This window comes from Nocardia sp. NPDC004582 (assembly GCF_053602115.1).
On record NZ_JBSGCY010000012.1, the window covers coordinates 12,643 to 26,083 of the forward strand.

Genomic DNA, 13,441 nt, shown 5'->3' on the forward strand with positions numbered 1-13,441 from the left:
GCTGGGTTGAACTCCGGTACGAATATCGGGCAACGATCCAGATCGATGGCGATCGACTGGAATCCGTGTCGTCGGACGGTCTGATCAGCAGAGTTTCCGCCCCGTTCGCCGTCATGGAGCAACTCTCGGACCTCAGGTCCGCGATGTTCGAGCCGGAGGTCGGAACCTGGTTCACGGTGCGACTGGTGGTCGATTGTGACGGAGATTGCCGGGCCGACTTCGATTACGACTGTGAGCCCGGCTTCGTTCCGCAACTCACGGCCGGCGCCCTTGGATGTGCCGATCGCGGTGACGATCTGCACCCGGTTTCTCCGCCGCCTATGCTGTGCACGCATTGGATCGATCGCCAGGGGGGACAGTGGCTCAGCCAGTCGTTGGGCAGGCATTCGCGGAGTACACGCTGGACCGGATGCTCGGGCAGGGCGGGATGGGTGCCGTGTACCTGGCTCGCCATCCACGGCTCCCGCAACAGGTCGCACTGAAGCTGTTGGCCGAGGGGGTCTCATCAGACCCGGAGATTCGACGGCGGTTCGATCAAGAGGCGAATGCCATTGCGCGGTTGGACCATCCGAACATCATCGGGATTCATGATCGCGGCGTGCACGACGGGCATCTCTGGATTGCGATGCGCTATGTCGAGGGAGGCGATGCGTCCGGACTGAATCCCCGTGAAGTTTCCGTGGAGCGTGCGATTCGGATCGTCGCCGAGACCGCTGCGGCGCTGGACTACGCGCACAGCCGCGGTGTCCTGCACCGGGACGTCAAACCGGCGAACATTCTACTGTCAGCCGCGGATACGGGTCGGCAGGAGCGCGCGGTCCTCACCGACTTCGGGATCGCTCGCTTGCTCGACGCGAATACACAGCTGACGTCGACCGGAGCCTTCTCCGCGACATTGGCTTACGCGTCACCGGAGCAGTTGTCGGGCGAGGTAGTCGACCATCGAAGCGACCAATACTCGCTCGGTTGCACTCTTTTCGCGTTGCTTTCCGGACAACCCCCGTTCGTCGCGACCAACCCGGGACAGGTTGTCGCCGGTCACCTCAGTCGACCGCTTCCTCGTTTGAGTGAGATTCGCTGGGACGTTCCGCCCATGCTCGACGATGTCCTGGCTCGTGCGACCGCTAAACGGCCCGTCGATAGATTCGCGAACTGCGGGGAGTTCGCCGCGGCCGCCTACGCCGCGATCATGGCTTCTCGGCCGATGTCTCCGCAATCGAGATCGATGCCGACGATGGTGGCACCGCAACGCAGCGGTGCGGGGAGCGGGCCGAACGCCGGAGCGCCTGTGGCGGTTCCGCCGACGCAGAGATTGATGGGCGGATTGTTGGTCGCTGTCGCCGGCTTGTTCGCCGTCGCGTCATTGCTGACGCTATGCACCCGAAGCAGCAAGTCCCGCAACTACGGGACCAGAGTCGAGGTATGGGACTCCTGGCGGCACACAGCCATCCGCGGTATGGGGTGGGCGGCGCACCTACTTCTTGGTTCCTTTGCGCTTTGCGCAATCGCGGCCTGCTTGTCGGGTCTCTTGTTGCTGCTGGGTGCTGGCCGTAACCGTCGATGGGTACGAAGGTTCGGGGCGGTGGCCTCTGGCCTCGCATTCGGCACCGCCGCCACGGCGGTCCTCTTCGTCACGTCGATGCAGGCAAGCGACACCAACGAAATGACAGAGCGGCGATACGCGAACGGCTACACGGAAACGCTTGGAGCCTTCGCCACCACACCGAAGGCTGGATTCTGGGTACTGATAGTGGCTGCGATCCTGTCTGTAATCGCGGCTCTGTCAGGAATTCTCGCCACCCGATCTATTGGCGGGGATCGCCGTCGAGGTGCCGACATCGTGACTGCCCTCCTCCTGATTCCAGGAACCGGGCTCGCACTGGCCGGGTCGGTCACGACTGTGGACGAAAACCATCACCGCGGCCTGCCGACGGTTCTCGTTCCCGAGAACAGCGCATCGACATCCTGGCCGATGAGCGGGGCTCTGCTCCTCGTCGCGGCCCTCGTCCTCGTGGCGGCGATCGGATTGTGCAGCAACGCCGAACGCATGCGGCCGACCCTGCGATTGCTCGGTTGTCTCGCCGCCGGCGGTCTGGCTGGTGTGCTGGTGACCACTCTGCTGGAGGCGATCTCGCAGATGCTTTTGACTCACGACTGGCTGCTGCATTTCGATCCAAGTTTCTGGTGCAGCACCGCCGCGCTTGTCCTCGCGACCGGAGCCATGGTGGCAGGTCGAATCTCGGACGTGGGAGCTCCGGCGACGTCGCGCCGCCGACCTAGGGCGAGTGCTTCAGTCGCGCAGCACGTTCCGTGAGCTTTCGATACAGCTCCGCGCGCCGATGGGCGGCATTGCTTCCATCCAATTGCCCGCCGAATGCGTGGCGCGCGGCTTCCACGAGTTCATCGGTAAACCCCACGGTTGCGGGGGTCGAATTCGGTTCCGGAGATTTCATCGTGGAACTTGCTACCCGCGAGGACTTCTGGATCGGGTGAGGCGGCGCGCAATGTCTGTCGGGCTTCTTCAAAGATGTTCTTGTACTTTTCGAGCTCCTGAGCTATGGGCGGCACGATTCCCGCCTCTTCGGGCGTGGAGAAGGTTCTGCCGGCGATCTCTTTGCTCATCGCAGCCCGAGCTCATTGGCGCGGTCAGCCGTTGACGGACGATTCGAAGCTGCTTCCACGGAGTCACCAGTCGTCGGCGCGAATCCGTCCGGGTGTGATGTCGTCCAACTCCTCGACGTCGGTGAACGTCATCAGCGGCTGGTTGTTTTCCTGCCGCTCAGGGGAATTCGGGGGAGCGGTGGAGGCGGGGATGGGTTCGGGGATGCGTTCGGTGAGGTCGGGCATACCCTCGATGAGGTCGGACATCTTCGGCATGCGGCCGCGGCGTTCTTGGATCGGGCTCAGGAGTTCGGAGCTCTTGCGGGCCAATTCGGTGGCCGCGGCTTGGGCGGCTTCGGTGATGGCTTTGCCGAGCTCGAGGAGTGGGAGGTCTTCGAGTTCGGGGTCCAGGCGGGTTTCGATGACCGTGCCGTCGGCGTTCACGACTACGGTGACCCGCTTCTGCAGGGCGTAGCCGGTGGCCATGAGTTGGGCACGCTTCTGCTGCATTTCGCCGAGGACCCGCATTTGCTGCTGGAACTCGTCGATCATCGACGCCAGTTCGGCTTTCGCGCTCTCGTTCGTCATGGTTACTTGAACGCGCCGGCGTTGTTCTGGTCTGTGCCGTCGAGCTGCTTGCCGGACTTGGTCTGGCCGTCGGAGTTGTCTCCGGCGTTCTTGGCGAGGGTCTCGGAGAGTTCTTTCAGCGTCTTGCGGGCCGCCTTGTACCCGGACCCGTTCTCGGCGCCGGCGAATTGCTCACCGTAGGTGTCGTTGCCCCACGGTTCGCCCTTGCCGCCGAGGGAAGCCATGAGGCTGTCCACCACGGTGCGCAGTCGCTGGTTGACGTGGTCGGTCTTGACGGCCGCTTGTCGCAAAAGCTCCGGATCGACCTCGACTTTGTCCGTCATCTGGTACTACTCCTCCCCGTAAAACACTGGCGCCGACAGTAATTGGGCATCGCCGTCGATGCCACCGCGATATTCAGCCGCGCTGCCGTGTCCGCTCCCGGAAACGCTGCGTGAAGCCGGCGATGTACACGTTCGGCGGAACCGAGGACGACGACGCCTCGATCACCCCGTCGTCGGCCATGTAGTAGATGGCGCGGCCGATCATGATCTCGCCGGGCCGGGTGGGCACGAAAACCATCCAGCCGTTGTCGATTCGCTCGGCGGTCAGCTGGTCTAGGGGGTATCCGCTGGTGTCGGTCCCGCGCGTGAGGATGAAGCGGCGTACCTGTTCGATGGCGTCGATCCGGCTCAGCGGCGGCGCGGTGACGAAGGTCCGCAGGCCCGCCAGCGTGAACTGGTTGAGCGCCGAGTCCACGTCGTGGTCGGCGGGATCGAAGACCGCGGCCACGGTCTCGTAAGTCACCACGCCAGCCTGGGCCGCCGAAACCAGGTTCGCGACAGCGGATTTCGTGGTGTCGGTGATTGTCTTGCCGGCCGAGTCCATTACCTGCAGGATCGTGTCGACGGTCGAGCCGGTCGTCCAGATCCCAGGCACGGCGGCAGCCACCCCGGGGCCGAGTGGCGATTCGCCGCGGAACCACTGCCCGTCCTCCCACCAGTAGCAGAAGGTCAGCTGCCCGGTCGCGGCCCGCGGATTCAGCACCGCGTCGGTGACCCAATCCGGTGCGCCCGCGTACAGATTCGGCAGGGGAGCGCCGTCGTTGTAGACGGCATCGAGCTCGGGCGCGTTGAGCACCCCGCCCGAGATGACGGCCCGATCGCCGGGCAGTGCGTACAGTGTGCTCCCGCTCCGATTCGAGCCTTCGAACCAGGCCAGTGCGGGCAGTATCCGCGGACCGTGCGGAGCGTCCAGGGCGACGAACACCGCCGCGAGAGCCGTCCAGTTGGACCAAGCCAGCGGCAGTGGCGGGAAGACCTCGGTGGTCGCCTGCCCGCGGATCTCCTTGGCCCGATCTGACCGAGCCTGCTGGGCCGCGACCCGCGGCGAGCGCAGCAGCCGATCGCCGTGACTCACATACGCGGCCAGCCAGACGGGTAGTCGTTTGCGGGGATACTCCCGCAGGTCCGCCAGGTACGCCTCGGCCGGAAACAGCTGATCGTCCGGAAACGGCTCGTCGCCGTAGTCGTAGTCGGTCTGCACCTGGCCCGCGTTGTTGAGGCTGATTCGCATCCGCCACCACGGGCCCTCGCTCATTCGGGCCGCGATCTCGCGCTGCTCCTGCACGAGCAGCAGGACCGCTTCCGCCGGTTCGGCCCGAAAAGCCTGGTCCCCGGCCGAGTACACGACGCTCCAGGTCTTGACGGTGACGGTCCACGCGAAGGTGGCATCGACGCGCTCCCAGCCCTCCGGCGCCGCGGCCGCGAGTTCACGCGCGATGCGGTGGGTCAATGCCCGGGCTTGCTCGACGATCTGACCCTCGTCGGGTACGGATTCCGGTCCCGGATGCGACACGACACTGAACCCGATATCGGACTCCTGATTCGCCTGCGCGAACCCGGCCATGAACGACTTCATGAATTCGTCGTCCGGACTTCCCGCCTGAGGCCTGTCCACGCTTCGAGCTCCCCTCCTCGACCGCCGCACGTTCCACCCGGTCGGATACCTGTGCGACCTTACACATTCGAGGTGCTCGTGTCGGCCCCGGCCGAGGTTAGCTCAGTGTTCGCGGGGGCTGATGTGACCGTCGTCGCGGATGTGTAGCGCGTCCAGCCCTGCGGTGGGCCCACCGCTGATGGCGACGTCCCAGCCGCCCTCGGTGCGCTGCGGCGCGAAGGCCATGGCGTCGGTGTCGACGCCCGCGCCGACGAGGTACAACCGAACCCGGTCGGCGGCCTCCGATTCCAGCAGACCACCGGGCGGAGCGTCATGGACCGGCCAGGGGCGACGCCGCCGGAATCCGAGGCGTTCGATCTCGCGGCCCTGCTGTTCCTCCAGGTTCTCGCCGCGCCCGCGTGCCAGGATGCTCCACACCGCGTCGCGCTTGTCCCAGCGGTAGAAGAAGGCGCGGCTGGTCACCTGCAATCGCGCCGAGATCAACCCGGAGTCCTTGCGTTGCTGCACGTCGATGCGGGCGCTGTGCCCGTGTCGATCGTCGAGCAGAACCTCCAGATCGCGGCTCTTGGCCGACGAATCCTCCCGGGTCTTTGTCACCACGGTCGACGGCATGGCCGCGAATCGCCTTATTATGTCGTCGAATTCGGCCGGCGGGCCGGAGAATCGGGCGCTGATCTGGTGGATCCGCCCGTTGAAGCCCTTGTCGACGCGGTTGAAACCCTCCCCGACGAGAATGGCCTTGTCCCAGGTTTCGGCCCCGTCGAGCTCCGGTTCGAACCCCAAACCCTCGAGCAGCGAGACCAGCTCCCGGGCGCGGTGCCCGCCCTGCGCGATTACCGCCGCGGCTTGGCGTTTGCTGATCGGAGTCAACGTCGAGGCGAATCCGCCCCGATAGCCGGTGTACTCCTCGGAACCGATCCGGCGCACGCCCTGAGGAATGAACCACAGTGTTCGCACGGCGACATCCCTTCCGCGTCGGTCCGGCCCCGGAATCTTGCCGCCGACCATAGCCGATCAATAGCGGCATGGCGCCGCCCCAGTTGATCCTCGGCGCGTTCTATGGCAGCGTGGCGCGAGATCGCGAGCTGTCACGGCGTGAAAGGCGCTGCCGGGCAGCGGATCAGTAGAGCAGGTCAGCGCGTATTCGGGGGCGGTCGTGAGGTCACGGGGGTGTCTGGTTGAAACCGCTACCGGGCGAGTGATTCTCGTCGCAGGCGGTCAACGATGATCTGGGAGCCGCCGCTCGCGGGGACCCTCGGGTGGCTGGTCGGCATGAAATGGCCGGACGGCAACGAGGACTCGATGTGGGCGATCGCCGACGACTGGAAGTCCAGCGCCGAGGACTTGCGGTCGATAGACGCGGACATCGACGCGGCCATCGCGGCGGTGCGCGTGGCCTATCCCATCGGCGACGGCGGCGACCAGATCATCGCGCAGTTGCAGAGCATGCGAACCGGCGACCAGTCGATCGACAAACTCGCCGAATGGTTCGACACCATCGCCGGCACGGCGGAAAACACCGGAACCGAGCTCGAGTACACGAAGCTCATGTTCTACACCACGCTGGTCACGCTGGCCGCCGATATCGCCGCGGCCTGGCTCTTCCCGCCGACCGCGCCGCTGGCGGAAGGCGCGGCGATCGGCATCGGTCGCATCGCGGTCCGCATCCTGACGCGACGGGCGATCGATTTCCTCGGTAAAGAGGGACTCGAGGCCACCAAGATCTCGCTGATGCGGTTCGCCTTGAAGCAGACGCTCGTCGGCGGTGCGCTGGGCGCTTTGCAGGACGGCGGAATTCAGGCCTATCAGCATGAATTCGGCCGCCGGAGCGAGATCAATACGCAGCAGCTGCTGCTCTCGGCCGGTGGTGGGGCGGCCGGTGGACTCGTCGCGGCTCCCCTGGGCAAATGGCTTCCGCAAGCCATGGTCAACCGGATCGCCAAAGCGCCCATCAAGCAGATCACCGCGGAGAAGGCCGCCAATCTGCTCGGCGGCGGCATCGCGGGCGGGGTGGCCGGCCTCGCCGGCTGGGCGGTGAGCGGCGGCGTCACACACAACTGGCATTTCGATCCTCGCGTTGTCACCGCGGGTATCGCGGGCGGCACCCTGCCCGGCATGGCGCATGAGGGCAAATCGCCTTGGAAGGGAAGCCCGGACAAACTCGGGGTCACCAGCCCGAAGGTCGATGGCTCGCCGTTGGCGGTCATGGATAAGCAAGTCCACCCGTCTGCGGCCAAAGACATTGCGCTCACCGAGAATTCGACCCATGACGTGGCTCTGTCCCATGGGAAGGAAACGGGCGGAACGACTCCGGGTGAACATCCGCAGGGCAGACCCACGGATTTACAGCCACAACCCAGCGATTCGGGGAAGACCAGGGAGTCCCTCGCCGGTGTGCCCCAAACAGATCCAGTCACGCAGCTTCCCGTCCGCAACGGCCCGGTCGTCGATGCGCGACCGATGGAGAGCCCACAGCACCACAATCCCTCGCACGCGCCGGTCTCGGGTGAACCGAAGCCGGTTCCGGCGGCGGCTCCGCGGACGGAGACGCCGGTGGTTTCCCGGCCTGAGACCGCGGCGGCGCCGCGCGGGGATACACCGGCTCCTGCCCGCGCCGATGCGCCGGGCACCCATACCCCGCCCGCTGAACAGCGAGCATCTCCCGCGGCGATCCGTGACGCGGGGAGCCAGCCGGCACCGATGGCGGCTCGGGCCACCGGCCTCGAAGTACCCACCGGTCGCGTAAGCGAGCGCGCGGATCTCGCGGATCTCGCGGATCCCGGACGCACGGTCGAGTCCACCGCGCGCCCAGAGCGCCGCGAACTCGTCGGTGCCGGTGTCGGGCTCGAATCCCGCATCGGTGCGCGACCCGAGCATCCCGCTGGGGCGCCGGAACAGCATGGCCCGCGGCGCGTCGGCGATCCGACCCCCGATTCGCCGAGGCCCGGCGATCATCCCGTCGGCGACCAGAGCGCTCGTCATACGGGTGATCCCGCTGCGGAACGGCCTGTGCTGCCCGAGGATTCGCCGATTTCGGAGGCCGAGCACGCGCACGCGCGCGAAGCCCTCCAGCAACTGCACCCCGATGGCTCACCCGAGCATCTACTGCATCCGCAGGAAACCGATATCGCAGGCGCGCACAACCGGGCGACCGAGAACCATGAGTGGTGGCACGGTCTGACACCGGAGCAGCAGCACGCGATGATCAAGGCGCATCCGCACGAGATCGGCAACGCCGACGGCCTGCCGCCGCATGTTAAGGACGAGGCCAACCGGCTCGCTATCACGCGAGATCTGAACGCGCTGCACGAGCAGAATCCGCGCATCGACAAGTGGACGAGCCGGTTCACCGATCCGGAGAACTTCCGGCAGTGGAAGAACCTCGAATCCACGCGCAAGGCGCTGGAGGAAGCACACGATCTCGCGGCCGCGTACGTCGACAAGTTCGGCGGCGAAGAACCGCCGGTACACGTGCTGTCCTACGACTCCAAGGAGTTCAACGGCGAGGGCCGGGCCGTCGTGGCCTTCGGCGACACGTCGAAGGCATCGTCGGTCTCCTTCCATGTCCCCGGCATCACGACCACGGTCCGCAGTCTGGAAGGCAACCTGAAGAACGCCTTCAACCACATGTGGGAGACGGCGCAGCGCACCCAGGATCCCGACATGGTCGCCTCCATCGCGTGGATCGGTTACGACGCTCCGAGTGGATTCCCGAAGATCGTCCGCGAGATGACCGATACCCGGATGGCGCAACGAGGCGGGCAACTGCTGGCCCGAGATGTAGCCTCCTTCAGTCAAACTCGCCGATTGGGTGCGGAGCTACCCGGCGGTCACCCCACCCCCGACGTTCACCTGTTCGGCCACAGCTACGGTTCCACGACCACCAGCTTCGCGGGCGCGGGCGGCCGCCTGCACGGGGACATCTCCACCATCACTCTGCTCGGTTCGCCCGGAGCAGGTCCAGTCGGCCATGCCGCGGATTTCGGCATCGGAGCGCACAATGTATTCGTCGCCAGCTCCTCCCGCGACCCGGTGACCTGGATCGGCGCGAACACGCTCGGCGAAATCGGCCGTGTCGCACCGAAACTCGGCATGGGTCTGGGCATGGACCCCGCGATCGAAGCCTTCGGCGCCCGCCGCATCGCCGCCCAATTCCCCGGCGGCGTCCACACGTTGAGCGACATCTCGACGCACACCGGCTACTACAACCACATGGATGAGGGACGCGCCGTCCCGAGCGAATCCCTGCACAACTTCTCCCGGATCGCATCCGGCCAAACCCCGCACCTCCTACCGGAGTACTCCCGCCCTGGCCACGAAGACCTCAACGCCAGGCAACGCACCCTGGGCTCCAGCCCCCACGACCCGGCCCGCTTCCGCGCCCCCGAGACCGAAGGCCATCAGGGCGAACACCCCTACGGCTACGACGATCTGGTCCACGCCAACCGCACGCTGGACCCGCCCCCCACCGCTCCCGAACGCACCCACACCCAAACCAACGACTGCGGCCCCCAAGCCCTCCGCCAGGTCCAGGAACTGACCGGCAACCCCAATATCCACGTCCCCGACGACCCGACGATCGCCGACCACGGCATGACCGCCGCGGAACTCGAGAACGCGGCCGGCGCCCACCTGGACCGCCACGAAACCCTGGGTTCGATAGCCGACCAACTTCATCGACTCGGCGACGGCGCGACCGCCCTGGTCGTGGACGAATTCCACGGCCCCACAGATGCCAACGGAGTCGGCGCCCACGCGTACACCGTCACCAACGACGGCGGCCGCCTCGTAGTCCACGACAACGCTGTCCCCGGCGACTCCCATCCCTTCCCGCCGGACCACACCAACGTCAAATCGACTCACGCGATCGTCTATGACTCGCAGGGGAATCCGGTGCGGCCGCTCGAAACCGCCCCGCGGGAGAATCCTGTCGGTCAACGGCCGGAAGCCCGAATCGGTCAGCCGGATTCGCACCCTGAGGGGCTTGAGCACGCGAACCCTGCCCACGCCCCGGACGGCACCGAGCCCGCACGCCCGAAGCTGCCGGTCGAAGACAAGCCGTACTACGCGAACCCGCGCTACGAAGACCTTACGGCCTCGCACGAATACGCCGCGAAGAACAAGATCAGCCACGGCGAGGTCCAAACCATCCGAGACTTCGAGACCGGGAATCATCCCGAGATCTCCCGGCTCACCGATGCCGAACTGGACGCGATCCGCCGCAACCAGGGGTTCAACCTCAACGAGCCGGTCAACGACGGCACCCGCAACGGGAATCCCGCAACCTTGGCCGACCGCGATGTCGAAATCCGCACGCTGATGTCTGCCTACAACAAGCTTCCCGACTACGAGGGCATCGTCCACCGCTCGCTGCGCATCGATGACCCCGCAAAACTGAGGCAGTTCCTGGCCGACTACTCCGTAGGCAGCCGCCCCATCGATGCCGGCTTCGCCTCCTCCGACAAGGACAGTTCGATGCCGGGGGGAAACATCGAATTGACTATCGAGTCCCACACCGGAAAGGACATCTCCTGGGCAAGCCTGTCTCAGGACGAGGTTGTCTTCCCTCCGGGCACCAGGTTCGAAGTCATCCGCCGTGAGTTCATCGACGGCAACTACCACATCCAGCTCGAAGATCTAGGAAGGACACCGGATGGCCATCAGTCCCGAGGAGATGGAGCAGATAGCACGAGAAATGCTGGGGCCCACGATGAGGGACGAGATCGACGACCCGGAGATCCGGGCACGAGCCGACCGCAACACAGCGAGACTCCGCGAGAAGAACGCGAAGGGACGCCGCCCGGCCACCGAGGACCAGATCAAGATCTGGCAGGCGTGGGGCGAGTCGGAGATCGCCCGGATCAACCGGGAGCGAGGCGAGAACACCTAGCCGGCGAGGATTCCGCCGCACCCACCCGCGCCGTCGATCCCGAACAACGCTCGCCCAGCGCCCATTTCGACCCGGCACTGGAGCGGCCGTCCACACTGACCCCGCACCTGGCCTCACGTTTCGAGGAAATGCGGGCCGCCGCCACTGAGATCGCAAAGGCTCATTACGAGCCGGGGCGTGTCGCCGAATTGCCTACGCTCCGTGAGAAATTCGTCCAGATATTGGATCGCGCAGGGCTCATGGACCCACACGAGAGCGTGACTCCCTGGCGACTTCTCAAGGAATACGATCCCGCGCTCGCCCGCTACTTCGAGCAGCACCACGAGACCTTGCTGCCGAAGGCAACCGAACCCGCAACCCACCCCACCGAATCAGAAAACCGGCCAACCGAATCCGCCCCCCGTCAGAACGAACCCAACTCACACCAGGATTCGTCTCACGTGCTCCCGGATCACACCCCTGTCGAAGATCCGCTGTCTCACTTCGGGGAAAAGACCCCTGCGGGCCTGTCCCTCCACGACGAACCCGAACTGCGTGAGCTAGCCCGCCAGGTCCCCGAGGACCCTCGCTTCTTCACCATTGACGCCCACCTGACCGAACGCGGCACCGTCCTACTGGACGGTCGCGAATACACGATGGAACAGCTGGCCGCCCGCTTGAATTCACTCGGCTACGACGGCCGCCCCATCCGCCTGATCGGCTGCGACGCGGCGTCCACCGAAGCCGCCGCCCGCCTGGCGAAAGCCACCGGCAAACCCGTCCTTGCCCCCACCAAACCGGCCTGGACCGACCACGACGGCCGCGTCTACTCCTCCACCGCCGACGTCACCCCCGAAGGCACCCGCCGTCCCCGCATCCCACCGGATGGAGATTGGGAACTCGTCCGCCCCGACGGCACCAAGGCCAGGGTCTCCAGCGACGGCTTTGTCCCAGGCACCCGTGAGGAGGACAAGTACGGACTCGATCCGGACAGTGCGCGGGATAGGAGTGGGTCACTCGACGAGGCCGAACTGCGCCGGGTCACTGAAATCTATGAGGCTCTCGGCGAGGAGCCGCCCCGGGTGAACATCGGCGAGAACGACGCTGCCTACTCGGCTGGCGGCGCGCACACTATCGAGCGCCACGGCCCGGAAGTGCCGCTGAACAGGGTCGATGCTCCGCCGGGGGACCGGACCATCGAAGGCCGAATCTATGGTGATCAGCCCTGGGGCCCTCAGCAGAACTGGTCGTATCGCTGGACGGACGTGTCGACAATGAACCGCACGATCAACGACTACCTGAGGGCCAACTGGGAGAACATCCGCACCGATCTCGCTCTTAACGGCGAGCATTCGGCAATCTTCGATGCAGGGCACAGCGTTGGAGAGGGCTTCTACAACCAAGGTATGGGAGGGGTTGGGCCACGGTTGGCGCACTACACGCAGACCAGTCACGCCAAGGTAGTCCTGACTCTGATCCCGGGTACCCCGCCCTCGTTCATGGTACTCACCGCATTCCCTTCCGGATTACCCTGATCGTTATGGAGATTCCTGAAGCGTTGCGTGCACGGGCGAACCAGCCACCGCCCCCCGCGATTGATCAGGTTCGTGAGTTCCTGAGTAGTTATGTTGCGGACTCTGTCGGTCTGGACGAGGTACGCGCGAACATGGCCCGATTGGCGCAAGTCAACCGAAGGACCGTGGAGCGCAAGGCGGAGGCCATCGAAGCGTTGCTGGCCACTCCTCAGCCAGAGGGCACGCTGTCGTGGATGGTGGCCGCTGACGGAAACTGGGTTCTTGACGACGAGACCTCCGATGCTGCGGCGGAAGCCTGGCTCCGCGACATCGCTGCACTCATCTGGAGTGTCCTTGCCGAAACAGATAACCGCAATAACGACTGACCGCGTTTGTGGCACACGAAGGCGGGCTAAACCGTCGCGCCTCGGTCAGGGGGTGAATGGGTGGCCGCGGTGGTTTTCGCAGTCCAGGCGTGCGCGGATCTCGGCGACAGTCGTGCCCCGGATCGGGTGTCGACGGGATCGGCCAGCAGAGAACGGCCAGCCGAGGACGGTGCCGAAGCCGGTGCCGATGAGCAGGCAGGCAACTTCACTGATCATCGCCTTCTCCTTCATGATTCGCGCCGCTGCGAGAGCTGACGGTGTGCATTCTGAGCTCTTCGAGCGCGTGGCCGCCTACTTGCAGAAGGGTCTGTAGCGCCGCGCTGCTGACGAAGAGTTCGAAGTCTCCGTGCTCACCGAAGATGAGTGTGACCGCGTGGTCCTCGGCGTGTACGACGGTGCGGATGGGGCATCGGTCGTCGGCGCTGGCCCAGCTGCCGACCTTCAACTGCTCGAACATGGCCGTCCTTTCGACGGTTCGGGCTGGTGCGCAAGCAATCTGAGATCAGGATTAGCGTGAGATGTGGCGAGCGCCACACCTCAAGAAT

At 65.5% G+C, this 13,441-nt stretch carries 10 protein-coding genes; 3 read left to right on the plus strand and 7 right to left on the minus strand.

Features of this window, described 5'->3' with window-relative positions:
- Positions 1-358: 358 nt before the first annotated feature.
- Entirely contained in the window at positions 359-2,314 is a 1,956-nt protein-coding gene (locus tag ACWELJ_RS06035; RefSeq protein ID WP_452365071.1) for a serine/threonine-protein kinase, read from the plus strand.
- 86 nt (positions 2,315-2,400) lie between these two features.
- On the opposite strand, the gene ACWELJ_RS06040 is transcribed toward ACWELJ_RS06035, so the two are convergent.
- The 5 genes from ACWELJ_RS06040 to ACWELJ_RS06060 all read right to left on the minus strand — a co-directional run bounded on the left by ACWELJ_RS06040 (position 2,401) and on the right by ACWELJ_RS06060 (position 6,084).
- Positions 2,401-2,622 carry a hypothetical protein gene (locus ACWELJ_RS06040; RefSeq protein ID WP_452365072.1) on the minus strand — a complete coding sequence of 74 codons (222 nt, stop codon included), beginning with the start codon at positions 2,620-2,622 and terminating at the stop codon, positions 2,401-2,403.
- A gap of 63 nt (positions 2,623-2,685) precedes the next feature.
- Entirely contained in the window at positions 2,686-3,189 is a 504-nt protein-coding gene (locus ACWELJ_RS06045) for a YbaB/EbfC family nucleoid-associated protein (RefSeq protein WP_452365073.1), read from the minus strand.
- A 2-nt stretch (positions 3,190-3,191) separates the two neighbouring features.
- The gene (locus tag ACWELJ_RS06050; protein ID WP_452365074.1) at positions 3,192-3,512 is read right to left on the minus strand and encodes a hypothetical protein; all 321 of its coding nucleotides are present in this window, start codon (positions 3,510-3,512) and stop codon (positions 3,192-3,194) included.
- 73 nt (positions 3,513-3,585) lie between these two features.
- Positions 3,586-5,127, minus strand: a complete 1,542-nt coding sequence (locus tag ACWELJ_RS06055; protein WP_452365075.1) for a hypothetical protein — start codon at positions 5,125-5,127, stop codon at positions 3,586-3,588.
- 102 nt (positions 5,128-5,229) lie between these two features.
- A complete protein-coding gene (locus tag ACWELJ_RS06060) occupies positions 5,230-6,084 on the minus strand; it encodes a hypothetical protein (RefSeq protein WP_452365076.1) in 855 nt (284 codons plus the stop codon).
- A gap of 267 nt (positions 6,085-6,351) precedes the next feature.
- Here ACWELJ_RS06060 and ACWELJ_RS06065 point away from each other — a divergent pair, with 267 nt between their 5' ends.
- On the plus strand, positions 6,352-12,531 hold the full coding sequence (locus ACWELJ_RS06065; RefSeq protein WP_452365077.1) for an alpha/beta hydrolase: 6,180 nt from the start codon (positions 6,352-6,354) through the stop codon (positions 12,529-12,531).
- 5 nt (positions 12,532-12,536) lie between these two features.
- Positions 12,537-12,896: a hypothetical protein gene (locus tag ACWELJ_RS06070; protein WP_452365078.1), complete on the plus strand. Its 360-nt coding sequence runs from the start codon at positions 12,537-12,539 to the stop codon at positions 12,894-12,896.
- Positions 12,897-12,941: 45 nt separating this feature from the next.
- On the opposite strand, the gene ACWELJ_RS06075 is transcribed toward ACWELJ_RS06070, so the two are convergent.
- Both ACWELJ_RS06075 and ACWELJ_RS06080 read right to left on the minus strand, forming a co-directional pair.
- The gene (locus ACWELJ_RS06075; protein ID WP_452365079.1) at positions 12,942-13,112 is read right to left on the minus strand and encodes a hypothetical protein; all 171 of its coding nucleotides are present in this window, start codon (positions 13,110-13,112) and stop codon (positions 12,942-12,944) included.
- Positions 13,102-13,353, minus strand: coding sequence for a hypothetical protein (locus ACWELJ_RS06080; RefSeq protein ID WP_452365080.1), 252 nt, complete (start codon positions 13,351-13,353; stop codon positions 13,102-13,104). The genes ACWELJ_RS06075 and ACWELJ_RS06080 overlap by 11 nt, the downstream gene beginning before the upstream one ends.
- Positions 13,354-13,441 lie beyond the last annotated feature (88 nt).